Source organism: Alloyangia pacifica, from assembly GCF_900116195.1.
Taxonomy (GTDB): Bacteria; Pseudomonadota; Alphaproteobacteria; order Rhodobacterales; family Rhodobacteraceae; genus Salipiger; species Salipiger pacificus.
The window spans coordinates 465,794-491,141 of the sequence record NZ_FOZW01000001.1; the positions used below are offsets into that span (position 1 = coordinate 465,794).

General features: G+C 68.3%; 26 protein-coding genes. 11 read left to right on the forward strand and 15 right to left on the reverse strand.

From position 1 onward, the window contains the following. Positions 1-45: 45 nt before the first annotated feature. The 7 genes from BM397_RS02285 to BM397_RS02315 all read left to right on the forward strand — a co-directional run bounded on the left by BM397_RS02285 (position 46) and on the right by BM397_RS02315 (position 5,690). Positions 46-621 (forward strand): 50S ribosomal protein L21, encoded by a 576-nt coding sequence (locus BM397_RS02285; RefSeq protein ID WP_092421079.1) that lies wholly within the window; start codon positions 46-48, stop codon positions 619-621. A gap of 23 nt (positions 622-644) precedes the next feature. Further along, on the forward strand, positions 645-914 hold the full coding sequence (gene rpmA, locus BM397_RS02290; RefSeq protein ID WP_092421082.1) for a 50S ribosomal protein L27: 270 nt from the start codon (positions 645-647) through the stop codon (positions 912-914). A gap of 112 nt (positions 915-1,026) precedes the next feature. Continuing rightward, positions 1,027-1,578, forward strand: coding sequence for a GNAT family N-acetyltransferase (locus tag BM397_RS02295; protein WP_092421085.1), 552 nt, complete (start codon positions 1,027-1,029; stop codon positions 1,576-1,578). A gap of 97 nt (positions 1,579-1,675) precedes the next feature. Next, on the forward strand, positions 1,676-3,643 hold the full coding sequence (locus BM397_RS02300) for a heme lyase CcmF/NrfE family subunit (protein ID WP_092421086.1): 1,968 nt from the start codon (positions 1,676-1,678) through the stop codon (positions 3,641-3,643). Beyond that, positions 3,640-4,137, forward strand: a complete 498-nt coding sequence (locus BM397_RS02305; RefSeq protein WP_092421087.1) for a cytochrome c-type biogenesis protein — start codon at positions 3,640-3,642, stop codon at positions 4,135-4,137. The genes BM397_RS02300 and BM397_RS02305 overlap by 4 nt, the downstream gene beginning before the upstream one ends. Positions 4,138-4,317: 180 nt before the next feature. Continuing rightward, positions 4,318-4,827 carry a DUF2087 domain-containing protein gene (locus BM397_RS02310; protein ID WP_092421088.1) on the forward strand — a complete coding sequence of 170 codons (510 nt, stop codon included), beginning with the start codon at positions 4,318-4,320 and terminating at the stop codon, positions 4,825-4,827. Positions 4,828-4,913: 86 nt separating this feature from the next. Then, on the forward strand, positions 4,914-5,690 hold the full coding sequence (locus tag BM397_RS02315) for an enoyl-CoA hydratase-related protein (protein ID WP_092421089.1): 777 nt from the start codon (positions 4,914-4,916) through the stop codon (positions 5,688-5,690). Positions 5,691-5,694: 4 nt separating this feature from the next. Here the strand turns inward: BM397_RS02315 and BM397_RS02320 are convergent, their stop codons facing one another. Beyond that, complete coding sequence (locus tag BM397_RS02320; protein WP_176806516.1) at positions 5,695-7,044, reverse strand: CoA transferase; 1,350 nt, start codon at positions 7,042-7,044, stop codon at positions 5,695-5,697. Between the two features lie 75 nt (positions 7,045-7,119). Here BM397_RS02320 and BM397_RS02325 point away from each other — a divergent pair, with 75 nt between their 5' ends. Continuing rightward, positions 7,120-8,259, forward strand: coding sequence for a citrate synthase family protein (locus BM397_RS02325; RefSeq protein ID WP_092421105.1), 1,140 nt, complete (start codon positions 7,120-7,122; stop codon positions 8,257-8,259). A 78-nt stretch (positions 8,260-8,337) separates the two neighbouring features. Here the strand turns inward: BM397_RS02325 and gltA are convergent, their stop codons facing one another. Together gltA and gltX are read right to left on the reverse strand one after the other, a co-directional pair. Next, complete coding sequence (gene gltA / locus BM397_RS02330) at positions 8,338-9,633, reverse strand: citrate synthase (RefSeq protein WP_092567350.1); 1,296 nt, start codon at positions 9,631-9,633, stop codon at positions 8,338-8,340. A gap of 109 nt (positions 9,634-9,742) precedes the next feature. Continuing rightward, entirely contained in the window at positions 9,743-11,185 is a 1,443-nt protein-coding gene (gene gltX, locus BM397_RS02335; RefSeq protein ID WP_092421110.1) for a glutamate--tRNA ligase, read from the reverse strand. Between the two features lie 157 nt (positions 11,186-11,342). Between gltX and BM397_RS02340 the strand changes: the two genes are divergently transcribed. Continuing rightward, positions 11,343-13,439 carry a ComEC/Rec2 family competence protein gene (locus BM397_RS02340; protein WP_342707599.1) on the forward strand — a complete coding sequence of 699 codons (2,097 nt, stop codon included), beginning with the start codon at positions 11,343-11,345 and terminating at the stop codon, positions 13,437-13,439. Here the strand turns inward: BM397_RS02340 and lexA are convergent. The 7 genes from lexA to BM397_RS02375 form a co-directional block, all read right to left on the reverse strand. Beyond that, positions 13,433-14,131 carry a transcriptional repressor LexA gene (gene lexA / locus BM397_RS02345; RefSeq protein WP_092421129.1) on the reverse strand — a complete coding sequence of 233 codons (699 nt, stop codon included), beginning with the start codon at positions 14,129-14,131 and terminating at the stop codon, positions 13,433-13,435. The genes BM397_RS02340 and lexA overlap by 7 nt on opposite strands. A gap of 172 nt (positions 14,132-14,303) precedes the next feature. Beyond that, positions 14,304-15,470 carry a molybdopterin molybdotransferase MoeA gene (locus BM397_RS02350; RefSeq protein WP_092421132.1) on the reverse strand — a complete coding sequence of 389 codons (1,167 nt, stop codon included), beginning with the start codon at positions 15,468-15,470 and terminating at the stop codon, positions 14,304-14,306. Continuing rightward, the gene (gene moaC, locus BM397_RS02355) at positions 15,467-15,943 is read right to left on the reverse strand and encodes a cyclic pyranopterin monophosphate synthase MoaC (RefSeq protein WP_092421134.1); all 477 of its coding nucleotides are present in this window, start codon (positions 15,941-15,943) and stop codon (positions 15,467-15,469) included. The genes BM397_RS02350 and moaC overlap by 4 nt, the downstream gene beginning before the upstream one ends. Continuing rightward, the gene (gene trpC, locus BM397_RS02360) at positions 15,940-16,743 is read right to left on the reverse strand and encodes an indole-3-glycerol phosphate synthase TrpC (protein ID WP_092421137.1); all 804 of its coding nucleotides are present in this window, start codon (positions 16,741-16,743) and stop codon (positions 15,940-15,942) included. Before trpC ends, moaC begins: the two co-directional genes overlap by 4 nt. A gap of 32 nt (positions 16,744-16,775) precedes the next feature. Further along, a complete protein-coding gene (locus BM397_RS02365; RefSeq protein WP_092421140.1) occupies positions 16,776-17,429 on the reverse strand; it encodes a uracil-DNA glycosylase in 654 nt (217 codons plus the stop codon). Further along, positions 17,426-18,448, reverse strand: a complete 1,023-nt coding sequence (trpD, locus tag BM397_RS02370; RefSeq protein WP_092421144.1) for an anthranilate phosphoribosyltransferase — start codon at positions 18,446-18,448, stop codon at positions 17,426-17,428. Before trpD ends, BM397_RS02365 begins: the two co-directional genes overlap by 4 nt. After that, positions 18,445-19,026 carry an anthranilate synthase component II gene (locus BM397_RS02375; protein ID WP_092421148.1) on the reverse strand — a complete coding sequence of 194 codons (582 nt, stop codon included), beginning with the start codon at positions 19,024-19,026 and terminating at the stop codon, positions 18,445-18,447. The genes trpD and BM397_RS02375 overlap by 4 nt, the downstream gene beginning before the upstream one ends. Before the next feature lie 174 nt (positions 19,027-19,200). Here BM397_RS02375 and BM397_RS02380 point away from each other — a divergent pair, with 174 nt between their 5' ends. Continuing rightward, entirely contained in the window at positions 19,201-20,934 is a 1,734-nt protein-coding gene (locus BM397_RS02380) for a divergent polysaccharide deacetylase family protein (RefSeq protein ID WP_092421152.1), read from the forward strand. A 133-nt stretch (positions 20,935-21,067) separates the two neighbouring features. Here BM397_RS02380 and BM397_RS02385 read toward each other — a convergent pair whose 3' ends face one another. The 3 genes from BM397_RS02385 to BM397_RS02390 form a co-directional block, all read right to left on the reverse strand. Further along, positions 21,068-21,772, reverse strand: coding sequence for a DUF1638 domain-containing protein (locus BM397_RS02385; protein ID WP_092421157.1), 705 nt, complete (start codon positions 21,770-21,772; stop codon positions 21,068-21,070). Beyond that, a complete protein-coding gene (locus BM397_RS29210) occupies positions 21,756-21,929 on the reverse strand; it encodes a hypothetical protein (protein WP_176806518.1) in 174 nt (57 codons plus the stop codon). Before BM397_RS29210 ends, BM397_RS02385 begins: the two co-directional genes overlap by 17 nt. A gap of 144 nt (positions 21,930-22,073) precedes the next feature. Beyond that, the gene (locus BM397_RS02390; RefSeq protein WP_092421172.1) at positions 22,074-22,784 is read right to left on the reverse strand and encodes a corrinoid protein; all 711 of its coding nucleotides are present in this window, start codon (positions 22,782-22,784) and stop codon (positions 22,074-22,076) included. Positions 22,785-22,922: 138 nt separating this feature from the next. Between BM397_RS02390 and BM397_RS02395 the strand changes: the two genes are divergently transcribed. Continuing rightward, entirely contained in the window at positions 22,923-24,008 is a 1,086-nt protein-coding gene (locus BM397_RS02395) for a PA0069 family radical SAM protein (protein ID WP_092421178.1), read from the forward strand. Positions 24,009-24,056: 48 nt separating this feature from the next. Here the strand turns inward: BM397_RS02395 and BM397_RS02400 are convergent, their stop codons facing one another. Together BM397_RS02400 and bmt are read right to left on the reverse strand one after the other, a co-directional pair. Next, positions 24,057-24,287 (reverse strand): N-(5'-phosphoribosyl)anthranilate isomerase, encoded by a 231-nt coding sequence (locus BM397_RS02400; protein ID WP_092421196.1) that lies wholly within the window; start codon positions 24,285-24,287, stop codon positions 24,057-24,059. Positions 24,288-24,330: 43 nt separating this feature from the next. Then, positions 24,331-25,344 carry a betaine--homocysteine S-methyltransferase gene (gene bmt / locus BM397_RS02405; RefSeq protein WP_092421201.1) on the reverse strand — a complete coding sequence of 338 codons (1,014 nt, stop codon included), beginning with the start codon at positions 25,342-25,344 and terminating at the stop codon, positions 24,331-24,333. Positions 25,345-25,348 lie beyond the last annotated feature (4 nt).

A 25,348-nucleotide genomic window follows, 5' to 3' on the forward strand; every position in this document is an offset into this window, starting at 1 on the left:
TTGGGCCGGGGCGCCACAGAACGCGGTAGACAAAGGAAGACGCAGATGTTCGCGGTGATGAAAACCGGCGGCAAGCAATACAAGGTCCAGGCGGGCGACGTGCTCCGCGTGGAGAAGCTGGCTGCAGACGCGGGTGAAACCGTTCAGTTCAACGAAGTCCTGATCCTCGGCGGCGACAACGTCACCGTGGGCGCTCCGCTCGTGTCCGGCGCTGCCGTGCAGGCGACCGTGATCGACCAGATCAAGGGCGACAAGGTCATCAGCTTCGTGAAGCGCCGCCGCAAGCACAGCTCGCAGCGTACCCGTGGCCACCGCCAGCAGCTCACCCTGCTGCGCGTGACCGAGATCCTCGCATCCGGCGCCGAAGGCACCGGCGTGAAGGCCGCCACCGGCGCCGCCTCCGCACCGAAGGCCGCTCCGGCAGCCGCCGCTGCTCCGAAGGCAGCTGCAGCCGAAGGCGACGACCTGACCAAGATCACCGGTGTCGGCCCCGCCGCCGCCAAGAAGCTGAACGAAGCCGGCATCGCCACCTTCGCACAGCTCGCAGCCGTTGACCCCGAGAGCTTCGACGCCGTCAAGGTGAAGCCCGAGTGGGTTGAGCAGGCCAAGACCCTGGCCTGATAGACAGTTAAGGAGACCAACCCATGGCACATAAAAAAGCAGGCGGTAGCTCCCGTAACGGCCGCGACTCCGCTGGCCGCCGTCTCGGCGTGAAACTCTACGGTGGCCAGGCGGCCAACCCGGGCAACATCATCATCCGTCAGCGCGGCACCAAGTTCTGGCCGGGCGAAGGCGTGGATATGGGCAAGGATCACACGATCTTCGCCGTGGCCGAAGGCTCGGTCACGTTCCACAAGGGCCTGAAGGGCCGCACCTTCGTATCCGTCCTGCCGGTGGCGGAGGCTGCTGAGTAAGCCGATCCCGGATCGAAAAATTGGAGGGGATCGGCACGGGCCGGTCCCCTTCTCCGTTTCGGGGGGAGACGAAGCGGCCCGCGAGAATTCTCGCGACATGAGGAGTAAGACAATGAGTCTGGCCGAAGACGACCAGCTGACCGTGCAACCGGTCATCGAGACACCCCGCTTCCTGCTGCGGCCGCTGCGCCGCTCGGATGCCGGCATGATCGCCCATTACACGTCCGAGCTGCGCCTCGCGCGCATGACCACCTCGATTCCGCACCCGCTTCCGCCGGGCGCGACCGAGGCTTTCATCACCCGCTCGCTTGATCCCAAGCGGGTCGAGGATGTCTGGGCGATGGACGCCTCCGAGCAGGGCGGTGCCGAGGTGATGGGGCTGATCTCGCTGGAGCGCCTGACCGACGGCAACCAGGCGGAGATCGGCTACTGGGTCGCGCCGCCGTTTTGGAACACCGGCCATGCCTCGGAAGCGGTGCGCGCGATGGTGCAGGCCAACCCCTTCGGCAGCGCCACGATGTTCGCCTCGGTCTTCCAGGACAACGCCGCTTCGGCGCGGGTTCTGACCAACTGCGGGTTCGAGTACATCGGCGACGCCGAGGCCTTCTCGGTGGCGCGCAATTCCGCTGTGCCCACCTGGACCTACCTGCGCCGGATGGAGTAAGCGCGGACGCCCGCGCGCGCATCCCCGCGACAAAGTGATCCCGCCCGGCCCGCGATTTCCGTTGGCCGGGCGTTCTCTTGGTGCCTATAAGCAGGGCATGATCACCGAATTCGGACATTTTGCGCTCATCCTCGCCTTTGTCGTCGCCTGCGTGCAGGCGGTGGTGCCGATGATCGGGGCGCACAAGCGTTGGCCCGGCTGGATGGCCGTCGCCGAGCCCGCCGCCACGGCGCAATTCCTGCTTGTCGCGCTGTCTTTCGGCGCGCTCATGCACGCCTTCATCACCTCGGATTTCTCGCTGCGGCTGGTGGTGATGAACTCGCATTCCGCCAAGCCGCTGCTCTACAAGATCAGCGGCGTCTGGGGGAACCACGAGGGCTCGATGCTGCTCTGGGTGCTGATCCTGTCGCTCTTCGGCGCGATGGCGGCCTGGTTCGGGGGCAATCTGCCGCCGACGCTGCGCGCGCGGGTGCTGTCGGTGCAGGCCGCGGTGGGCGTGGCCTTCTTCGCGTTCATTCTCTTCACCTCGAACCCCTTCCTGCGTCTTGCGGTGCCGCCCTTCGACGGGCAGGATCTGAACCCGCTGCTGCAGGACCCGGGGCTCGCCTTCCACCCGCCGTTCCTCTACCTCGGCTACGTCGGCCTCTCGATCTGCTTCAGCTTTGCGGTCGCGGCGCTGATCGAGGGCCGGGTCGACGCCGCCTGGGGCCGCTGGGTGCGTCCGTGGACGCTGCTGAGCTGGGTTTTCCTGACCATCGGCATCGCCCTCGGCTCCTGGTGGGCCTATTACGAGCTCGGCTGGGGCGGCTTCTGGTTCTGGGATCCGGTCGAGAATGCCTCCTTCATGCCCTGGCTGCTGGCCGCGGCGCTGCTGCATTCCGCCATCGTGGTGGAAAAACGCGAAGCGCTGAAAAGCTGGACCATCCTGCTGGCGATCCTCGCCTTCGGCTTCTCGCTGATCGGCACCTTCATCGTGCGCTCGGGCGTGCTGACCTCGGTGCATGCCTTCGCCACCGATCCGCAGCGCGGCGTGTTCATCCTCGGCATTCTCGTCTTCTTCACCGGCGGCGCGCTGACGCTCTACGCGGCGCGCGCGGGGGTGATGCAGGCCAAGGGGGTCTTCGGTATCGTCAGCCGCGAGTCGGCGCTGGTGGTGAACAACATCCTGCTGGCGGTGGCCTGTTTCGTGGTCTTCACCGGCACGCTCTGGCCGCTGGTCGCCGAAATGCTCTTCGGCCGCAAGCTCTCGGTCGGCGCGCCTTTCTTCAACATGGCCTTCACGCCATTCATGGTGCTGCTGGGGCTGATCCTGCCGATCGGCGGGATGATCAGCTGGAAGCGGGGCAAACTCGGCCGGGTGATGCGTCAGCTGGTGCCGGCGCTGGTGCTGGCCGTGGCACTCGCCGGGCTGGTCTGGGCGATGCAGACCGGGCGCAGCCTGATGGGGCCGATCGGGGTTTTCCTCGGCACCTGGCTGGTGGCCGGATCGATCACCGACCTGCTGAGCCGCATCGGCCAGAGCCGCGACTGGCGCCGCCTCGCGCGCCTGCCGCGCGCCGACTGGGGCAAGGCGGTGGCCCATGCGGGGCTTGGCGTGACCATGCTGGGCATCGCCGGGCTGATGGCCTGGGAAGAGGAAGACATCCGCGTCGCACAAGTGAAGCAGCCCTTCACCGTGGGCGCCTTCGAGCTGGAACTGCTCGGCGTCGAGCGGGTGCAGGGACCGAACTACTTCTCGGACATGGGCGAGGTGTCGCTGCGCCGGGACGGGGCGGAGGTCGCGCATCTCTATCCTGAAAAGCGCAGCTACCCCGTGGCGGGCATGCCCACCACCGAAGCCGCCATCGACAACGGCTTCCTGCGGGATGTCTATGTTGTGCTTGGCGACGCGCAGGCGGGCGGCGGATGGACCATGCGGGTCTACGTGAAACCGCTGGCCAACTGGATCTGGGGCGGGGCGATCCTCATGGCAATCGGCGGCGCGCTGAGCCTCTCGGACCGGCGCTTCCGCGTCGCCGCGGGCGCGCGCAAGGCGGCACCGGCACAGGGAGTGCCGGCAGAATGACCTTTGCGAAGCCTTTCCGCACGCTGCTGCTGCTGGTTCTGCTGGCGCTGCCGGTGCTGCAGGCAGCGGTGGTCCATGCCGTTCAGCCCGACGAGATGCTCGCCGATCCCGCGCTCGAGGCGCGGGCGCGCGAGCTGTCCAAGCACCTGCGCTGCCTCGTCTGCCAGAACGAGAACATCGACGATTCCAATGCCGCGCTGGCCCGCGACCTGCGCCTGCTGGTGCGCGAACGGCTGGTGGCAGGCGACACGGATGACGAGGCGGTGGCCTATCTGGTCGATCGCTATGGCGAGTTCGTCCTGCTGCAGCCCACCACGCGCGGCTGGAACTGGCTGCTCTGGGCTGCCGGGCCGATCCTCTTCGTGCTCGCGCTGATCCTTGCGGCGGTCTACCTGCGGGGGCGCTCGCGGGCCGAGGCCAGCACCGAGGCCGGGCTCAGCCCAGAGGAAGAGGCGCGGCTGAAGCGCATTCTGGACGAGACCAGCTCCTCCTGATAGGACTGCCGGCAGGGTCGGCAGTTCACCCAGTCTCCGCCGCCCGGCTTGCCGGGCACGCTGAACCTGTCTCGATGATCGCAGAGCTCTCCGGACAGTCCGGCGGTGCCTGACGGACAAGGGCGGATCTCCAGCCTCGCGAGGGGTCGGGCAACAGCGCCGGAGGATCTGGAGGATCCGATGAGCCATTCCCCGAACCGGGAAACCATCCCGCTTGCCATCGATGACCTGTCGGGCTTTGCCCGCGCGCTCCGCGCCGGCCTCGAAGCGCCGCCTTCGCATCAGCAGATGCTCGGGCTGATCGCAAAGGCCGCGGGCTACCGCAATTTCCAGCACCTGCGCGCCGGGATCGTGCCTGCGCCGAAAGCCGACGTGAAAGCGGTGTCCCGCGCGCTGCGGCATTTCGACGGGCAGGGGCTCTTGCTGCGCTTCCCGGGGCGGACCGTGATGCAGGCGCTCTGTCTCTGGCCGCTCTGGGCCCGGATCCCGCCGCGCCAACCCTTCACCGAGCGCGAGATCAGCGCGAGGATCGACGCGCTCTGCACCTTCCGCGATGCCGCGCAGATCCGCCGCACCATGGTCGAGAACCGGATGCTGGACCGCACTCGCGACGGATCGGTCTATACGCGGGTGGAAAGGCGCCCGAGCGCCGAGGCGCTGGCCTTGATCGCGGCGCTCGGACGGCTCTGAGCGCGGGCGACGTCCCGGGGGCTTGCCTCCGGCTTGCGCGCGGGAGAGAGTTCCCGCGCGCGCCAGCGCCAGACCGGAGGAGCCCCATGAACTACGAAACCATCCGCTACGAAATCGAAGGCGACGTGGCGCAGATCACCCTTGCCCGGCCCGACGTGATGAACGCGCTCTCGGCGCCGATGCGTGCCGAGCTGACCCATGCCATCCAGGCGGGCGGCAAGGAGGCGCGGGTGGTGGTGCTCACCGGTGAGGGCCGGGCCTTCTGCTCGGGGCAGGATCTGGGTGACCGAGAGACCGCCGCGAGCATCGACCTCGAGCGGGTGCTGCGCGACGAATACATGCCGCTGCTGAGCGCGCTCACCGAGTGCCCGCGCCCGACCATCGCCGCGGTAAATGGCGCGGCGGCGGGGGCCGGGGCCAACCTCGCGCTGGCTGCCGACGTGGTGATCGCCGCCGAGAGCGCCTTTTTCATGCAGGCCTTCACCCGCATCGGCCTGATGCCCGACGCTGGCGGCACATGGATGCTGCCGCGACAGATGGGCATCGCCAAGGCGATGGGGGCGGCGCTCTTTGCCGACCGCATCAGCGCGGCGCAGGCCGAACGCTGGGGGATGATCTGGGAGGCTGTGCCCGACGCCGAGTTCGAGGCGATCTGGAAGTCCCGCGCCGCGCATCTGGCGCAGGGGCCGAGCGAGGCCTACGCCCGCATCAAGCGCGCCATTCGCGGTGCCTTCGAAAAGGACTTCGACAGCCAGATGCTGCTCGAGGCGCAGCTTCAGGGGGAATGCGGCATGACGCGGGACTTCAAGGAGGGTGTCGTGGCCTTCCACGAGAAGCGCCCTGCGAAATTCGAGGGGCGCTGATCGCTTAGACAGCGGCGCTCTGCGCCACGCTCCAGCGCGGGGCATCGACACGCAGCGGCCCCGCCGAAAGGTCCCAACGCGGCGGTTGGCCGTCGATGCAGACCGGGAAACGCAGCCTCCGTGCGGGGCCCCAGCCGGTCTGTTCGATCTCGGGCGCAAGGTCGCCCGGTGTTTCCTCGATAGGCGCGCCCGTCATCTCCCGCGGGCCCGCCGCGATGAGCAACGCCGCGGTGCGGGCCAGTGACAGCTGGGCCGAGAGCACGCGCCCCTCGGCGTTGCGCTGGCGCAGGGCCCGCAGCACGGCGGCGGCCATCAGGCAGCCCGTGGCATGGTCCAGCGCCTGAACCGGCAGCGGCACCGGGCGCGTGGCACCGGTCCGCCGCATGCCTTCGTCGGCGATGCCGCAACTCATCTGCACAAGGCTGTCGAAGCCGCGTCGCCCGGACCAGGGTCCGGTCCACCCATAGGCATTCAGGCTCACGTCGATCAGTCCGGGCGCGATCCGCCCGCGCGCCTCGGCCCCATAGCCCAGGGCCTCCAGCGCGCCGGGGCGGTAGCCATGCACCAGCACGTCGGCGCCCTTGAGCAGCTCCTTGAACGTAGCCCGATCGGCGGCCTGCTTGAGGTTCAGCCCGGTCCGGCGCTTGCCGAGGCTGACCTCCGGAACCACCCCTGGTTCGTCCCACCACGGCGGGTCGATGCGCAGCACCTCGGCACCGAAACCGGCAAGGAAGCGTGTCGCCACCGGCCCTGCGAGCACCCGGGTCAGGTCGAGCACCCGCAGGCCCGGCATCGCGACAGGGGAGGCGCCGGCCCCGGTTTCGCGGAACGCGATCAGCGGCTCGGCGGCGACGGCCTTGCCCTGGCGGTGCGCGGCCCAGTCCGCCAGCGCGTGCATTGCTGCCGCTGCTCCGCCAGCCGCCACGACCGCCGTCTCGAGATCGTCCTTGCCCCAGCTGGCGACAGCTTCGGAGACCGTGCTCCTGTCAGGAGGACTGCCGAGCACAGACAGCGCCGCATCGCGGTGATGGGGCGCATTGGTATGCAGCCGGATCCAGCCGTCCGCGGCGGCGTAGTCCCCGGCGATTGGGTCCCAGGCCGAGGGCAGCTCCCAGCCCTTTGGGCGCAGGGTCATGTCAAACCACATGGAGGCGAGCCGGCGGTCGACATCGACGCGGTTTGCGCCGAGCAGCGCCGCCATCTCGCGGGCGGCGGCCGTGGTGGCGGCGGCAGCGAGCTCCGAGACCCGGAAGCAGGAAGGGAGTTCGGCGCACCCTTGTTCGGCGGCGTGAACGCCGGGAGAGGACCCGGCTCCAAGCGCCTGAGCGATCTGCTGGTCGAAAAATCCGGTCATTGCGGCCTCCATTCTGGTTGGTCCGCATGTTTCGCCGCGATTGACCGACTGTAAATCTTGATCAATATAATCAATATGAAAAGCGATGACTGGATCGATGCGGGCACCGCCTGCGGCCTACTCGGAGTGAAGCCCCAGACGCTTTACGCCTATGTCAGCCGAGGCCAGCTCCGGGCTGAGGCCGACGCGGGGGATGCCCGTCGCAGCCTTTACGCGCGCGCCGACGTCGAGGCGCTGCTGCGCCAAAACCGCCGTCCGCGCGCGCGCGCCGAGGTGGCGGAGCAGGCGATCCGCTGGGGCGATCCGGTGCTTACGACCGGGATCTCCGAGGTGCGCGAGGGGATGCTCTGGTTGCGGGGACGGTCGGTGGAGGACTGCGCCGAGGGGATGACGCTCGAAGAGATGGCGGCGCATCTCTGCGGCCAGGACTGCGTGACGTGCCCGGAGGCTGGCGCGGCAGGAAACGGGGCAACGCCGGTCGCGCGTGCCGTTGCCTATCTGGCCGCCGAGACCGAGGCAGCGCGCGCCATCCAGAGCCTGACCGGGCTGGAAATTTCCGACGAGATCGGTCGCCTGATGTCGGGCGTGACCGGCGCGCTGCTCGGGCGCGAGGGAGGCGGAGCGATCCACGCGCGGCTGGCGCAGGCCTGGGGGCAGGAGGCACAGGGCGCGGACGATCTGCGTCGTGCACTGGTGCTGCTAAGCGATCACGAGCTGAACCCCTCGACCTTCGCGGTTCGGATCGCCGCCTCTACCGGGACGAGCCTGCCCGCGGCACTGCTCTGCGGCATGGCGACCCTGAGCGGCGCGCGGCACGGCGGGGCCTCGACGCTTGCGCGGGAGGCGCTTCGGGCGGTTCTTGATGGGCGGATGGAAGAGTTCCTCGCGGCGCAGGCCGGGGGGCTGGCCTATGGCTTCGGCTATGGACATCCGCTCTATCCCGAGGGCGATCCAAGGGCGCGGCTGCTGCTCGAGCGGCTCGCGCCGGAAGAGCCGGCCCTGCGCGCGCAGCGGCAGCTGTCCGAGCGGCTGGCTTTGCCGCCCAACGTCGACACCGGCCTCGCAGCGCTCGCCATGGCGCGGGACCTTCCCGAAGAGGCGCCTTTCACCATCTTCGCCGCGGGGCGGCTGGCGGGCTGGAGCGCCCATGCGGTCGAACAGGCGCGCAGCGGCGACCTGATCCGACCGCGCGCCCGCTACGTCGCGGCGCGGTGACAGGTTTCTCTGCCAATAGTCTGTATATAAACAAAAAAGCCCCGCAGAAGCGGGGCCTTTCCTTGTCCAAAAACCGGCTCAGCGGCTTTCGATGTCGGTGTAATCACGCAGGGTCGAGCCGAGGTACAGCTGACGCGGGCGGCCGATCTTGTGCTGCGGATCGGCGAGCTGCTCTTTCCACTGCGAGACCCAGCCCACGGTGCGCGACAGCGCGAAGATCGGGGTGAACATCGAGGTCGGGAAGCCCATCGCCTCGAGGATGATGCCCGAGTAGAGGTCGACGTTCGGGAACAGCTTCTTGTCGATGAAGTACTGATCTTCCAGCGCCTGCTTCTCGAGCTCTTTCGCCACTTGCAGGATCGGGTTGTTCTCGACGCCGAGCAGGTCGAGCACCTCGTCGGCGGATTGCTTCATCACCGTCGCGCGCGGGTCGCGGTTCTTGTAGACGCGGTGACCGAAGCCCATCAGGCGGAACGGGTCGTTCTTGTCCTTGGCGCGGGCGATGTATTCGGGGATCTTGTCGACCGAGCCGATCTCTTTCAGCATCTCGAGGCAGGCCTGGTTGGCGCCGCCGTGGGCCGGACCCCAGAGGCAGGCGATGCCGGCCGCGATGCAGGCAAACGGGTTCGCGCCCGACGAGGAGGCGAGACGCACGGTCGAGGTCGAAGCGTTCTGCTCGTGGTCGGCGTGCAGGGTGAAGATGCGGTCCATGGCGCGGGCCAGGATCGGGTTCACCTCGTATTTCTCGGCAGGAACCGAGAAGCACATGTGCAGGAAGTTCGCCGCGTAATCGAGATCGTTGCGCGGGTACACGAAGGGCTGGCCGATCGAGTACTTGTAGGCCATGGCCGCGATCGTCGGCATCTTGGCGATCAGGCGGTGCGAGGCGATCTCGCGCTGGCGCGGGTCCGAGATGTCGGTGCTGTCATGGTAGAAGGCCGACATGGCGCCGACCACACCCACCATGGTTGCCATGGGATGCGCATCGCGGCGGAAGCCGCGGAAGAAGTTGTGCATCTGCTCATGGATCATCGTGTGGCGGGTGATGGTGTTCTCGAAATCCTCGAGCTCTGCCGCGGTCGGCAGCTCGCCGTACATCAGCAGGTAGCACACTTCGAGGTAGTGCGATTTGCCCGCCAGCTGGTCGATCGGGTAGCCGCGGTGCAGAAGAATGCCTTCGTCGCCGTCGATGAAGGTGATCGTGCTGTCACAGCTCGCGGTCGAGGTGAAGCCCGGATCGTAGGTGAAAACCCCGGCCTGGCCGTAGAGTTTGCGGATGTCGAGCACATCGGGGCCCGCGGTCGGCGAATAGATCGGCAGGTCGTAGCTTTGCTCGCCGATGGTCAGTTTCGCGCTTTTCGCTGTGTCAGCCATGCTTGCTTGTCCCTTCATCTGGAAAAGGCCAGGCGCGTCGGGCGCGCCCGGTCGGTATTATCACACATGGCCCGGGGCGGGCTCGGGAACACCCATCACATGGGTCCCGTCACGGCGCCTCGGAAGCCGCTGCCTGCTCAAGCCGGAGGAGGCTTTCCTCCTTGCCGAGCACCAGCATCATGTCGAACACGCTAGGGGTCACGGACCGGCCTGCGAGAGCCGCACGAAGCGGCCCGGCCAGCTTTCCGAATTTGGTGTTCTGCTCTTCGGCGAATTGCGCCGTTACCCCCTCGAGCTCTTCTCGCGACCAGCTAGCACTTTGCAACTGCGGCGTCAACGAGGCCAGTATACCACGGGATACTGCATCGAGGTTCTTGGCGGCCTTCTCGTCGGGAACAATGGGGGTTTCCGTCAGGATGAAGTGAGCCTTTTCAAGAAGTTCCGGGAAAGTCTTGGCGCGGTCCTTCAGGCAGTACATACCCTGCGTCATCCCGGATTTTTGTGCCTCGGTGAAGGCCGGGAGACCGGCTGCGGCGAGATATGCCTCGATTTCATGCAGCAGTGCGGCATCGTCCCCGACCGCGATGTGCTGGCCGCAGATGTTCTCCAGTTTCTTGAAATCGAGCCGCGCCGGAGACTTCCCGATTCCCGAGAGGTCGAACCATTCTTTTGCCTGTGCATCGGTGAAGAATTCGTCATCGCCGTGGCTCCAGCCGAGCCGCGCGAGGTAGTTGCGCATGCCTGCCGCGGGGTAGCCGAGCTTCTGGTACTCGTCGACGCCGAGCGCGCCGTGTCGCTTGCTGAGCTTCTTGCCGTCCGGCCCGTGGATTAGCGGAATGTGGGCATAGACCGGCAGGGGCCAGCCCATGGCAGTGTAGATGCCCATCTGCCGCGCCGCGTTGTTGAGGTGATCGTCGCCGCGGATGACATGGGTGACGCCCATGTCGTGATCGTCGACCACCACCGCCAGCATGTAGACCGGCGTGCCATCCGAGCGCAGAAGGATCATGTCGTCGAGCTGATCGTTGCGGATGCGCACAGTGCCCTGCACCTCGTCCTCGATCACCGTCTCGCCGTCCTCGGGGGTGCGCAGGCGGATGACGTAGGGGGCATCGGGATGGGTTGCCGGATCGGCGTCGCGCCAGGGGCTGCGGAACAGCGTCGAGGTGCCGGCCTCGCGGGCCGCTTCGCGGAAGGCCTCGATCTCTTCCTGCGACGAGAAGCACTTGTAGGCTGCGCCCTTGGAAAGCAGCTCGTGCGCCACCTCGGCGTGGCGCGGCGCGCGCTCGAACTGGCTGATCACCTCGCCATCGTGGTCGAGCCCGAGCCAGTCGAGCCCCTTGAGCAGCGCCTCGGTCGCCTCGGGGGTCGACCGGGCGCGATCGGTATCCTCGATGCGCAGCAGGAACTTGCCGCCGCGGCCGCGGGCATAGAGCCAGTTGAACAGGGCGGTGCGGGCTCCGCCGATGTGCAGGTAGCCGGTGGGAGAAGGTGCGAAGCGGGTCACGACCGCCTGGGCGCTGGTGGCGGGGCTCGTGGAAGGGCTCGTCATGGGGAATTAACCTCGCGGTAACCGTGGTGGGCCTAGGGTTTTGCAGGTTCCTTAAACAGCGCGGCGGACGGGGGCAAGCATGGGCCGGCTGCTGACCTTGCTGCTGATCTCAAGGCTGGACTTGCTACTCAGTCTGTGTCCGAGCGTGTGGCCGAGCGTGCGGCCGTGCTTGTGGCTGGGCGGTGCGGTTCGGTGGGCCGGGGCGGCCCTGCACGCGCAACGGGGGCATCTCTTCCCATGGGCACCGGTATTCCTCGGGTTCGGCATCGGGGTCTATTTCTCCCTGCCGCTGGAGCCGCCGGTTCGGTGGCTGCTACTTTGCGGCGGCGGTGGCGCCGGCTTGCTGCTCGCCGCAGGGCGGTTGCCCGAGACGGCGGCGCCGCTGGCGCTGGCGGGCGGGCTTGTGCTGCTGGGACTGGCGCTTGCCGGCGCGCGTGCCCATGCGGTGGCCGCGCCGCAGTTGGGCTTTCGCTACTATGGCCCGATCGAGGGGCGGGTGATCGGCATCGACCGGTCGGCGTCCGACGTGCCGCGGCTGACGCTGGACCGGGTGGTGCTGTCGCGGGTCGCGCCGAAACGCGTTCCTGCGCGGGTCCGCGTCTCGCTGCACGGCGACCCGGCGCTGCAGGCGCGCGCGCTCCGCCTCGCGCCGGGGCAGAGGGTGGCGCTGACCGGGCACCTCGTCCCTCCGGGCGGGCCCGTGGAACCCGGCGGTTTCGATTTCCGGCGGCACGCCTGGTTCGAACGGATCGGCGCCGTGGGTTACAGCCGCACGCCGGTCGTGCTGCTCGAGCCGGCGGGCGGCTCGCGCCGCATCGACCGGGCGCGCATGGCGCTGTCGCGGCATGTTCAGGCGCGGCTGCCCGGCGAGACCGGGGCCTTTGCCGCTGCGCTGATGACCGGCGATCGCAGCGCCATGGGGCAGGGCACACTCGAGGCGCTGCGGCAGACCAACCTTGCGCATCTGCTGGCGATATCCGGCCTGCACATGGGGCTGCTGACCGGCTTCGTCTTCGGTGCGGTGCGGGTGCTGCTCCTGTTGCCGCGGCGCAGCCGGCACCTCTGGCCGGGCAAGAAGATCGCGGCCCTGACGGCCCTCGCCGCCGCCTCGGGCTACCTGGCGCTGTCGGGCGGCAATATCGCGACGCAGCGCGCCTTCATCATGGTGGCGGTCATGTTGGGCGCGGTGCTGGCCGACCTGCGGGCGCTGTCGCTGCGCTCGGTGGCGCTGGCGGCGCTGCTGCTGCTCTGCCTGCGACCCGAGGCGATGCTCGGGCCCGGCTTCCAGATGTCCTTTGCGGCCACCACCGCGCTGGTCTGCGTCTTCGGCGCCCTGCGCGGCGCGATGTCGCTGCCGCGATGGGCGCGGCCGCTCTTGGCGATGGTGCTGTCGTCGGCGGTGGCCTCGCTGGCAACCGCGCCCGTCTCAATGGCGCATTTCAATCTCGTCTCGCGCTACGGACTCCTGGCGAACCTGCTTGCAGTGCCGGCCATGGGGCTCTTGGCCATGCCGATGGCGGTGCTCTCGGCGCTGCTTCTGCCGCTGGGACTGGACCGCTGGTCGCTAGGGGTGATGGCACTGGGTCTTGATTGGATCCTCGGCGTGGCTCGGGCCGTCGCTGAACTCGAGGGAACGGTGGGGCTGGTCGTTGCCCCGGGGCCCTGGGTGTTGCCGCTGTTCGCGGCGGGCAGCCTGATCCTGATGCTCTGGCAAGGCGCGGGCCGCTGGAGCGGGCTGGTGCCGCTGCTGCTGGCGGGGGTGCTCTGGATCGGAACCGAGCGGCCGGCGATGCTGGTCGCGGAAAGCGGTGCGCTTGTCGGGGTGATGACGGCGCAGGGGCGTGCCTTGTCGCGCCCCGTCGGCGATGGGTTCACGGCGAAGGTCTGGCTCGAGAACGATGGCCAGGGCGGTGGGCAGGAGGTAGCCGCGGCGCTCTGGCCCGGGGGTGAGGGGCGGCTTCGCCGGATCACGCTCGGAAAGCTCGAGGTGGTGCATGCATCCGGCAGCCGCGCCGCGTCGGAGATCAAAGGCTGCGCCGGGGCGCAGATCGTCGTGAGCAACGCGCCTCTCCCGGTCTTCGGGGACTGCATGTTCCTCGACCCGCTGCGTCTGAAGGAAACGGGGGCCGTCGCAATTTTCCAGGATGCCGCCGGGGTCCGAATGAAGACGTCAAAGACCGAACCGCCCCGCCTCTGGGAGCGGGGCGGTTCAGACCCGGATCGGTCAGAGCGACCGACGACTCCGGATCAGTAGGACCGGATCAACCCGACCAGCCGACCCTGCACGGAAACCGAGCCGGAGGGCAGAACGCGCGGCTCATAGGCCGGGTTGGCGGCCTCGAGCACGATGCTGCTGCCCTTGCGGCGGAAGCGCTTCAGCGTGGATTCGTAACCTTCCACCTGGGCGACGACGATCTGCCCGTTCTCGGCCGAGCTGGTTTCGCGGATGATCACCACGTCGCCATCATTGATCCCGGCCTCGATCATCGAGTCGCCCTTGACCTCGAGCGCGTAATGCCGGCCGCTGTTGGAGAGCATGGCCGAGGGCACGGCGACATTCGGCGGAATGTCGGAGATCGATTCGATCGGCACACCGGCGGCGATACGGCCCATCAGGGGCAATTCCATCGCGCCGACGGTTTCGAGCGCATCGTTGGCCGAAGGCCTGGAGGCCGCACCGCGATCACCCTGGATCACCTGTGGGACAAAGCCAGTGGGACGCCCGGCAAGACTGTCGGGCAGCTTGACGATCTCGATCGCGCGGGCCCGATGGGCAAGGCGGCGGATGAAGCCACGCTCCTCGAGCGCGGTGATCAGCCGGTGGATGCCGGATTTCGACCGGAGGTCGAGCGCATCCTTCATCTCGTCGAAGCTGGGCGGGACGCCATCGCGCGCCATGCGCTTGTTGATGAAATCCAGCAGGTCGAGCTGTTTCTTGGTCAGCATATGGCGGGTCCGGGTTGTGACTTCATGAGATGTTCGACTTTGTTCTAGCCATGTTCCCGTTTTGTGTCAATCCCTGCAATCATTAACGCAAGATTAAAGCAACCTTAATTCTTGTGGCTGTCCAAGTGGTTCGACCGTGAAACCTTGCATTTCGGATGAACCCGAAACGGCCTCAAAGGCGGATCACGTCAATCTCTGCGCCGGCTTGCCGCGCAGGATCGTTCGGGGGGCGCACGGCTAGAACATCGGCAGCGCCTAGGACGCTCAGCAGGGCGCTGTCCTGACGGTCGAAGACCGCGACCCCTTCGGAGGTGATCCGTGCGCGCATATAGTGCTCGCGGGGACCGTTTGCGCCGATCGCAGCCGCGAGGCGAAGCGTTTCGCGAGCGGCCGGTGCGGCAGCAAGGCCGAGCATCGTGCGAATGACCGGGGCGAGGAAGACATGTCCGCAAACCATCGCCGAGACCGGGTTTCCCGGCAGGCCGACCATCATGGCTTCGGCCAGCCGACCGGACATCAGTGGCTTGCCGGGGCGCATGGCGACCTTGTGGAAAGCACGCTCGAGCCCCATGCCCTCGGCCACGCGCGCCACGAGGTCATGATCGCCGACAGAGGCACCGCCGATGGTCACCACCAGATCGGCGTCGCCGACCATGCCGAAGATCGTGCGCAGCGAGGCTTCGTTGTCGCGGGCGATGGGCAGCAGGCGTGGCTCCGCACCAAGCTGTTGCAGGAGCACGTAGAGGCCAAAGGTGTTCGAAGCGATGATCTGATCCGGACCGGGGGTCTCTCCGGGCATGACCAGCTCGTCGCCGGTCGAGATCAGCGCCACCCTGGGCCGCCGGGTGACCGGCACGCGGTCGATATTCATCGCGGCCAGCAGGGCGATGTCCTGCGGGCCGAGGAGACGCGGTGCCTCCACGGTCATACCGGCACGGAAGTCGTTGCCGTAGGGGCGGATATTGTCGCCGTCGCCGAGGCGGTCGGTGATCGTGATCCGGTCTCCGTCGCGGTCGACATCCTCCTGGATGACAACGGTTTTCACGCCTTCCGGCACCGGGGCACCGGTGAAGATGCGCACGGCCTCACCGGGGCCGACCCTGCCGGGGAACGCGCGCCCGGCGGCGGCCTCGCCGATCACCCTGAACGCCAGACCCGGTGCCGCTTCGGTCACGCCGTAGCCGTCCATCGCCGAGGCGGCAAAGGGCGGCTGGTCGCGGAGCGCCGCGAGCGGTCGGGCCAGAACGCGGCCGCCGGCCTCGCGCAGCGGGACATCCTCGACCTCCAGCGGACGGGCGAGAGCAAAGAGGTGGTCCAGCGCTTCGGAGACGGGGATCATTTGGCTTCGTAGCGCCCCGACTTGCCGCCATCCTTCAGCAGCACGCGCAGCCCGCCGATCTCCATGCCGCGATCCACCGCCTTGACCATGTCGTAGACGGTCAGCGCGGCGGTCGAGGCGGCGGTCAGCGCCTCCATCTCGACGCCGGTCTGGCCAGTGGTCTTGACCGTGGCTTCGATCTGCAGGCCGGGGAGAGAGGCATCAGGAGTGATCTCGACCGTGACCTTGGTGACCGGCAGCGGGTGACAGAGCGGGATCAGTTCGGGCGTCTTCTTTGCGCCCATGATGCCAGCGAGGCGTGCCACGCCGATGACGTCGCCCTTCTTGGCCTTGCCCTCGGTGACCAGGTCAAAGGTGGCTTGCTCCATGCGGATCCACGCGGCGGCGGTCGCGATGCGGGACGTTACGGGTTTGTCCGAAACGTCGACCATATGCGCGTCGCCCTTGGCATCGAAATGCGTCAGGCCGCTCATGCGGGCACCGGGTCTGCGAGCAGCGTGCGTGTGGCCGCTTCGACGTCCTCCTGCCGCATCAGGCTTTCGCCGATGAGGAAGGCGCGGGCGCCGTATTGCGCCATGTCGGCCAGATCGGCCGGGGTGTTGAGCCCGGACTCGGAGATCAGGAAACGTCCATCGGGTACGTTATTCGACAGCACGCGGGTGGTGTCGAGCGAGGTCTCGAAGGTCTTGAGGTTCCGGTTGTTCACCCCGATCAGCGGCGATTTGAGCTTGAGCGCACGCTCGAGCTCCTCTCCGTCATGCACTTCGATCAGCGCGTCCATGCCCCAGCCGAAGGCGGCGTCTTCGAGCTCGGCGGCCAGCGTGTCGGAGACCGACGCCATGATGATCAGGATGCAGTCGGCCCCCAGCGCGCGGGCCTCGGCGACCTGATAGGGGTCGTACATGAAATCCTTGCGCAGCGCGGGCATGTTCGTGGCCGAGCGGGCCTCGGTCAGGAAGGACTTGGCGCCCTGGAAGGAGGGGGTGTCGGTCAGCACCGACAGGCAGGTCGCGCCGCCGCGCTCGTAGGCCTGGGCCAGCGTCGCGGGATGGAAGTCTTCGCGGATCAGACCCTTGGAGGGCGAGGCCTTCTTCACTTCGGAGATGAGGCCATAGCCGGTCTTCGCGGCCTCGAAGAGCGCCTGCGCGAAGGGGCGCACCGGGCTTGCGGCGCGCGCCTCGGCCTCGACCTCGCTCATCGGTTTCGCGGCCTTGTCGGCGGCGACCTCTTCGAGCTTGTAGGCCTTGATCTTGTCGAGGATCGTCTGGGTCATGGCGGGCTCCGTATCGTTCTCGCGCCGGTCCGTCAGGCCGCGCCGGGCGTGGTCCAGTTGATCGGCGTCTCCCCTCTGGCTTTAAGCCAGTCGTTGACGCGGGAAAAGGGGCGCGATCCGAAAAAGCCGCGCCGCGCCGAGAGCGGCGAGGGGTGGGCCGAGGTGAGGATCAGGTGATCGTCCCCATGGATGTGCGGCGCGAATTTCTGCGCGTGGCCGCCCCAGAGGATGAAGGCGCGCGGCTGATCCGAGAGCGCCTCCAGCACCTGCGCGGTGAGCTTCGACCAGCCAAGCTTCGCGTGGGCGCCCGCGTTGCCGGCAGGGACCGAAAGCGCGGTGTTGAGCAGCAGCACGCCCTGACGGGCCCAGAAGCGCAGGTCGCCGTTCGGCGGCACGGCCCCGAACTCTTCCTGCAATTCCTTGTAGATATTGGTCAGCGAGCGCGGCAGGGGCCGTACTTCGGGTTCCACCGAAAAGGAGAGTCCATGGGCGTGGCCCGGAGTCGGGTAGGGATCCTGCCCGAGGATGACCACGCGCACGTCGCCCGGCGCACAGGCATCGAGCGCGGCGAAACGCTGCGGCTCGGGCGGCAGGATTTGCCGGGTTTCCTCCGCAAGCGCGGTGGCGATGCGGGGGAAATCCTCGGTGAAAAAGGGCAGGTGGCCCCAGCGTTCGGGCAGGCTCATGCGGCGGCTTGGCTGGCCTTGGCGAGCGCCTCGACCTTGGCCTTGGCCGCGCCGCTGTCGATGCTCTCGCGGGCCATGGCGACACCTTCCTGAAGGTCGGTGGCCGTGCCCGAAACCACCAGAGCGGCGGCGGAGTTCAGCAGCACCGCGTCGCGGTAGGCATTCTGCGCCCCGTCCAGCAGTGCGCGCATGGCGGCGGCATTCTCGGCGGGATCGCCGCCGATGATCTCTTCGAACGGATGTTCGGGAAGACCTGCATCCTCGGGGTGCAGCTCGACTTCGCGGATGCTGCCATCTTCCTCCAGCGCCGCGACCCAGCTGACGCCGCAGATCGCCAACTCGTCGGTGCCGTCCGAGCCGTGCACCAGCCAGGCGCGTTCGGATCCGAGCTGGCCCAGCGTCTCGGCCATCGGCCGGATGAGATCGCGCGAGAACGCCCCGGTCAGCTGGCGCTTGACGCCTGCCGGGTTGGTCATCGGCCCGAGGATGTTGAAGATCGTGCGGGTGCCGAGCTCCATGCGCGGCGGGCCGACGTGTTTCATCGCCGGGTGGTGCATGGTCGCCATCATGAAGCAGATGCCGACCTCGTTCAGGATGGGGGCGATCGCCGAGGCGGGCAGCATCACGTTGATGCCCATCTGGCCGAGCGCATCGGCCGAGCCGGACTTCGACGACAGGTTGCGGTTGCCGTGCTTGGCCACGGTGACGCCCGCGCCCGCGACGACAAAGGCGGTGGCGGTCGAGATGTTCAGCGTGCCCTTGCCGTCGCCGCCGGTGCCGACGATGTCGATAGCGCCCGCAGGGGCGATGACCTTGTTGCACTTGGCGCGCATGACAGCAGCGGCGGCTGCATATTCCTCGACGGTCTCGCCGCGGGTGCGCAGGCTCATCAGCAGCCCGCCGATCTGCGCCGGGGTGGCCTCGCCCTCGAAGAGGATCTCGAAGGCGGTCTCGGCCTCCTCCCGGCTCAGCGGACGGGTACAGGCGGCGCCGATCAGCGGCTTCAGTCGATCGCTCATGCAGGGACTTTCATGGTCTTCAGGAAATTCTCGATGAGGGCATGGCCGTGCTGCGAGGCGATGCTCTCGGGGTGGAACTGCACGCCGTGGATCGGCAGTTCGCGGTGGCGCAGCCCCATGATCGTGCCGTCCTCGAGCCAGGCGTTGGCGATCAGCTCCTCGGGCAGGTCGTCGCGCGCGACGACGAGGCTGTGATAGCGCGTCGCCTCGAAGGGCGAGGGCAGCCCGGCAAAGACGCCGGTGTCGTCGTGGTGCATCATCCCGACCTTGCCGTGCACGATCTCGTCGTGACGCTTGACCGTGCCGCCGAAGGCCTGGCCGATGGTCTGGTGGCCAAGGCAGACGCCGAAGAGCGGCGTGCGGGTCTCGGCTGCGGCCTCGGTGAGCGCCAGGCAGATGCCCGCTTCGGTGGGCGTGCAGGGGCCGGGCGAGAGCAGGATGCCGGCGGGCTTCATCGCCATCGCCGCCTGCACGTCGATCTGGTCGTTGCGTACGACCTTCGCCTCCACGCCCAGCTCGCCCACGTAATGCACGAGGTTCCAGGTGAAACTGTCGTAATTGTCGATGAGAAGCAGCATGGTAGACTCTTCAGGCTGGCGGGCGGACCCGCGGTGGGGGTATACATGCGCCCGCAGGTGGTGCAGCGTCAAGGCCATGTCCCGAACTCTGATCGGGACCGGCACATGCGCGGTAGCACGGCGACAAAGGGTCCGGCAACGGGGCCCGGGGGACAACAGAGGACGGGCAGGGACATGGCACGCGGATTCTTGGCAGGCGCGATCTGGGGAGTGGTGGTCTCGGCGGTCGGGGCCGGGGCGCTTTCGGTGGCCATGGGGCCGCCCGCCAACCGGCCCGCGCCGCCGCAGCTGCCCATCGCCACCGACCCCGTCGCAGAGGCGGTGGACAGCCTGGCCGAGCGCGCGGCCCCGGCCAGCGCAACTCCCGAGCCCGAAACGCCCGAGGACACGGCCCAGGCTGAAGCCCCGGAGGCGACGCCCGAGCCCATCGCTCCCGCAGAAGTGACCGAAGATGCGCCGAGCACGCGCGCCCCGGGTGCGGTGGAGACTGTTGAGCCCGCGCCGGAAGAACTCCCTGAAGTCGCCGTGGACGAGGCAGAGACCGCGCCGGAAGTTGTTTCGGAAGAACCCGAAACACCAGCTCCGCCGCCGGCCCGCCGTCCCAGTGAAGAGCAGGGCGTCGATACCGCCAGTGCCGGCCCGGCGCTCTCTGCACCCGCGCTCATCGAGGGCGGCGCGCCGGACACCCGCCCGACGCAGCGCCCCGAGGCCATCCCCGCGCCTGACGCTCCCGATGCCCCCGGTGCTTCCGAGTCCGCGCGTGTGGCCGTTGGCGGCGATGCCCCAGTTCAGCCCGGTCTTCCGGCGCTGCCGCCCGAAGCCCCGCTTGCCGAGGAAAAGCCGGCCCTCTCGACCGACCCGGCGCAGCCGCCGCAGCCCAGCGAGGACAGCGGCCTCGCAGCCGAGCCGGAGGCCATGGCGCAGGAGCCCCAGCAGGAGCCGGCAGACCCCGTCATTTCGGAAGAACCCGAAGCGGCGGCGGATATCGCGCCGGCAACAGAAGAGCCCGCCGCGCCGCGCGTCACGGCGCTGGTGCCCGATCGCCCGGCCGAGACGCCCCAGATCGAGGGGCCGGGGATCGGCAGGCCGGCGACCTCCTTGATCGACCGTGGTCCCGAGACCGGGGAAGAGCCGGAGACAGAAGCCCCGCCCGCCGTCACGACGCCCGACAGCCGCCTGCCGGTGATCACAGGCGACGCCCCTGACGCGCCGGTGGCCCGCGGCGAGACGCCTCTGCGTCTCTACGCGGCGGCCTCCGACGTCGCACCGGGCGAGCCTGCGATGTCCATCCTGCTGATCGACGATGGCGCCGGCCCGCTGGGACCAGATACGGTCGAGGCCTTCCCCTTCCCGGTGAGCTTTGCCATATCGCCGAGCCACCCCGATCCCGCCGCCGCAGCCGCCGGCTACCGGGCGCGCGGCTTCGAGGTTCTGGCGCTGGCCGACCTGCCCGAGAACGCCACGCCGGTGGATGCCGAGGTCGCGCTGCAAGGCGCGCTGAGCACCGTTCCCGAGGCGGTGGCGGTGCTCGAAAGCGAGGATCTCGCACTGCAGCACAACCGCGCGGTGTCCGAACAGGCGGCGGAATTCCTCGCCGCCTCCGGGCACGGGCTGGTGATGATGCCCAACGGGCTCAACACCGCGGAAGCGCTGGCGCGCCGGGCCGGGGTGCCGAGCCTGACGGTGTTCCGCGACTTCGACGGCAAGGGGCAGGACCCGCGGGTGATGCGGCGTTTCCTCGATCAGGCGGCCTTCAAGGCGCGTCAGGAAGAGAACGTGGTCATGCTGGGCCGGCTGCGCGCCGACACGGTGTCGGCGCTGCTGCTCTGGGGGCTTCAGGATCGGGCGAACAGCGTCGCACTTGTGCCGGTCTCGGCGCTGCTGCTGCGTCAGGATGCCGGCGACTGAGCCGCGCACTGTCCCGAGATCGGCGGGTTTCGGTTGTGTCCCGGCGTGCGGGGAGAGAGACCGCGCGCCGCCTGGCGAGCGCGGTTCAACCGCCTTTGCCGCAGTCCGCTGAGCGCTCAGTGCCGCGGTGCGCTCAGCGGTCGCTGCGCGCCCAGCCTTGCATCGCTGTGCCCAGATCGCCGTAGCCGGTCACCCGGCGTTCGAAGTCGAGGCCGAGCCGTTCGGCATGGCGCTTTGCCAGCTGCGCCGTGTCCGGATCGTCGATCTGCGCCAGATGCACGAGGTTTCGGTAATTCCCGAAATAGGCATCCCGCAGCTCCGGGTGGCGGTCCAGTCCAAGCGGCCGCCAGACGAAGGCGTCGAACTGCCGCACGAGGAAATCCGTCAGGTAGAAGCTGGTCATCTCGGCCCGCGCGGCAAACCGCTCCGTGCCGTCGAAGAAGGCGTAGCAATGCGGGCCGGGGAGCATCTCGATCCCCAGTTCCTCGCAGAGCGTCGCAAGCTGTCCGCCGGTGCCGCAATCGGCGTAGAGCAGCTTGATATGTGCATAGGTCCCGCGGTGCTGTTCGACGGCGGTGCGCACGGCGGCGGGGATGCGCTCGGGGTGGTTGTGAAGGTTGGCGGGCAGGCAGGTCAGGTGGAGGTGGGAGAGGCTGGGTTGCGCGCGCAACGCGAGCACCTCACGAGCCAGCGCGCCGCAAGCAATGAGCAGAATGCGGCCTCGCTCTGCGGCGTTCGGCTCGACCGTCCACGCCAGCGGCAGGCCGGCAGTTGTCAGCTCAATGTCAGATGGAAGCGAGGGGCCGGACGTAGCGAACCCGTCAGGCGTGCGTGTCATCCGCGGGCACCGAGGCCATGCCCCAGCGGATCAGAAGGGCGATGCCAAGCAGCAGCGGGATAACCTTGCTGGCCCCCCAGGCGAAGAGCGCCCAGATGGTGAAGCCCGCGGAGGCGAGCACCGCGATCAAGAGAGTTACAAGAGTGGTCACCGGCATCGGGGTCTCCTTTCCCTTCCTTTGAAGATAGGGACCAGACACCCAGAAAGCAAAGAAAATTCCGCATTTTTGGCGCCTTGCTGTTGGAATGGCCCGCGAATTCCCGCCGGTCGCGCAACCTGGCCGGGCACGTGCGGTTTCGGCTCACCCTGCGGCAAGGCTGTTGTGACGTCGCGCGATCAGCGCCTTGGCTGTCTCGACGGCGACCGCCGCATCGCGGCAATAGGCATCCGCCCCGATCGCCCGGCCGAACTCCTCGTTCAGCGGCGCGCCGCCGACCAGAACGATATAATCATCGCGCAGCCCCTCGGCGACCATCGTGTCGATCACCACCTTCATGTAGGGCATGGTGGTTGTCAGAAGTGCCGACATGCCGAGGATGTCCGGCTTCTCGCGCTCCATCGCCTCGAGATAACTCTCCACCGCGTTGTTGATGCCGAGATCGACCACTTCGAACCCTGCGCCCTCCATCATCATCGACACGAGGTTCTTGCCGATGTCGTGGATGTCGCCCTTGACCGTGCCGATCACCATCTTGCCGATGGTCGGCGCGCCGGTCTCGGCCAGCAGCGGCTTGAGGATCGCCATGCCGCCCTTCATCGCGTTGGCGGCAAGCAGCACCTCGGGGACGAAGAGGATGCCGTCGCGAAAATCCTCGCCGACGATCTTCATGCCACCGACCAGCGCCTCGGTGAGCACCCGGTAGGGGGCCCAGCCGCGGTCGAGCAGGATCCGCACGCCTTCCTCGATCTCCTCTCTCATGCCGTCGTAGAGGTCGTCGAACATCTGCTCGACCAGCTCCGTGTCATCGAGCTCGGAGAGGATGATCTCTTCTTCTGGGTCGTTCTCGGCCATGGGCACCTCCCTAGCGGCCTTTTCAGCCTGCGCCCGCACCGCCCGCCGAACATGGCCGATTGCGACATGGCCGGGCCCGGAGACGACGCCCTGCAACGAGGGCTTGCAAATGTTCGCTATATGTTCCACATCTCACCCATGTGCGCCGCATCCCGTTCCATCGACAAAGAGCGCCGCAGGGGGCGCGGCGCGGCCTCCCGCGACAGCGGGCGTTTCGAGAAGCACAGCTATGAGGACGCGCATGATGGCTGGGACATTCCCGAGGAGCTGCCACCACTGCGCACCGAGGTCAGCGAGGAGCGCCCGCGCAGCCTGATCAACTATGTCCGCTCGCCCGATCTGCCGTTTGACCGCACCATCAACCCCTACCGGGGCTGCGAGCACGGCTGCATCTACTGTTTCGCTCGCCCGAGCCATGCCTATCTCGGCCTCTCGCCGGGGCTGGACTTCGAGACCAAGCTGATTGCCCGCCCGGATGCGCCCAAGGTGCTGGCGCGCGAGCTGCGCGCGAAACGCTACGCGCCCGCGCCGCTGGCGATCGGCACGAATACCGACCCCTACCAGCCGATCGAGCGCGATCGCGGCATCATGCGCGCCTGTCTCGAGGTGCTGCGCGACTTCCGCCACCCGGTCGCGATCGTCACCAAGGGCACGCTGATCGAGCGCGACACCGACATCCTGTCGGAGATGGCGGCGCAGGGGCTGGCGCGGGTGGGCATATCGGTCACCACGCTCGACGCCGATCTGGCGCGGCGGATGGAGCCCCGGGTGCCGTCTCCGGCGCGGCGGCTGGCGACGATCCGCAGGCTCAGCGCGGCGGGGATTCCCGTGCGGGTCATGGCCTCGCCGATGGTGCCGGCGCTCACCGACCCCGAGCTTGAGCACATTCTGCAGGCGGGGGCAGAGGCCGGCGCGGTCTCGGCGAGCTGGATCATGCTGCGGCTGCCGCTGGAGGTGGCTCCGCTCTGGCGCGCCTGGCTGGAGGAGCATTACCCGGGCCGGGCCGCGCGGGTCATGGCGCGGCTGCGCGAGATGCACGGCGGGCAGGACTACTCGGCGCAGTGGCACCGGCGGATGCGGGGCGAGGGGACCTATGCTCAGCTCATCGCGCAGCGCTTCGACAAGGCGGTGCGGCGGCTCGGACTGGATGCGGAGCAGCCTCCCTTGCGCAGCGATCTCTTCCGCGTGCCGCCGCAGGCGGGGGACCAGCTGTCGCTCTTTTAAGGGCAAATCTCTTCGAAGAGATTTGCAACTTCCTTCGAAGGAAGTTGCTCAGCGCACAATCAGGACAGGGTCTCGATTGCAGAAAATGATGGTCTGCCCCGCGTTCTCAACTGCTCGGAACCCGCGCCGATCAAGTTCCGCAAGAAAACGGTCGCGTCCGACGATGCGTTCGATGTCGCGGGTTTTGCGCCGGACCACGCCGCCCTGCGCGGCGGCGCGGCTGAGAAAGACATGGCGCAGCCAGTCATCGGGTCGAATCGGAAGCGGCAGGTTGGTCATGCCGAAGCCTGCCGCTTCCTTGGTTAATGGCTGGTGAAGCGCTTCAGCCCCGCCGCCGCCCGCCGCGGCGCACCCGGGCCGGGCCGTCCTCGCCCAGCCCATCGCTCTCGGAGCTGAAGCCGCCGAGCGCCCCGGCGATGCGGTCGAGCGTGGGGCGCGGGCCGACCGGTTGCGTCTCCAGCGCGGCGCGCATGGCGCGCAGATGCTCGGGCGTCGTGCCGCAGCAGCCGCCGATGATCCGCGCCCCGGCATCGCGTGCCATGACCGCGTAGTCGGCCATCAGCTCGGGCGTGCCATCGTAGTGGATGTGCCCGGCCTCGTAGCGCGGGATGCCGGCGTTGCCCTTGGCGATGATCGGGCGCTCGGTGCCGCTGGCGGCAAAGCCGAGGACGGTGCGCAAGAGGTCGGACGCCCCGGTGCCGCAGTTGGCCCCGAAGGCGCGCGGCGGGTTGGGCAGCGTCTCGACCAGCCGGCCGAACTCCGCCGAGGTGACGCCCATCATCGTGCGCCCGGCGGTGTCGAAGCTCATCGTGCCGCACCAGGGCATGCCGACGTTGGCAAAGGCCTCGGCGGCGGCACGGAATTCCTCGGGGGCCGAAATGGTCTCGAGCCAGAGCACGTCGGCGCCGCCCTCCTTAAGGCCCGTCGCCGTCTCCTCGAACATCTCCACCGCAAGCGCGGGGCTGAGCGGGCCGATGGGGGCGAGGATTTCGCCGGTCGGGCCGACCGAGCCTGCGACGACCACCGGGCGTCCGGCGGCATCGGCCACCTCGCGCCCCAGCTCGGCGGCCAGGCGCGACAGCTCGCGGGCACGGGGGGCGGCGTCGTGCAGCTTCAGCCGCGCGGCATTGGCACCGAAAGAGTTGGTGAGAAAGATGTCGGAGCCCGCGTCCACCGCGCCCCGGTAGAGCGCGCGAATCCGATCCGGATGCGCCTCGTTCCAGAATTCCGGGGCGTCGCCCGCGGTCAGACCCATGTTGAACAAAGTGGTGCCCGTGGCCCCATCGGCGAGCAGCCAGTCCCGCTCTGCGAGCAGCTTGGAAAGCGCGTCGGTCATTCAA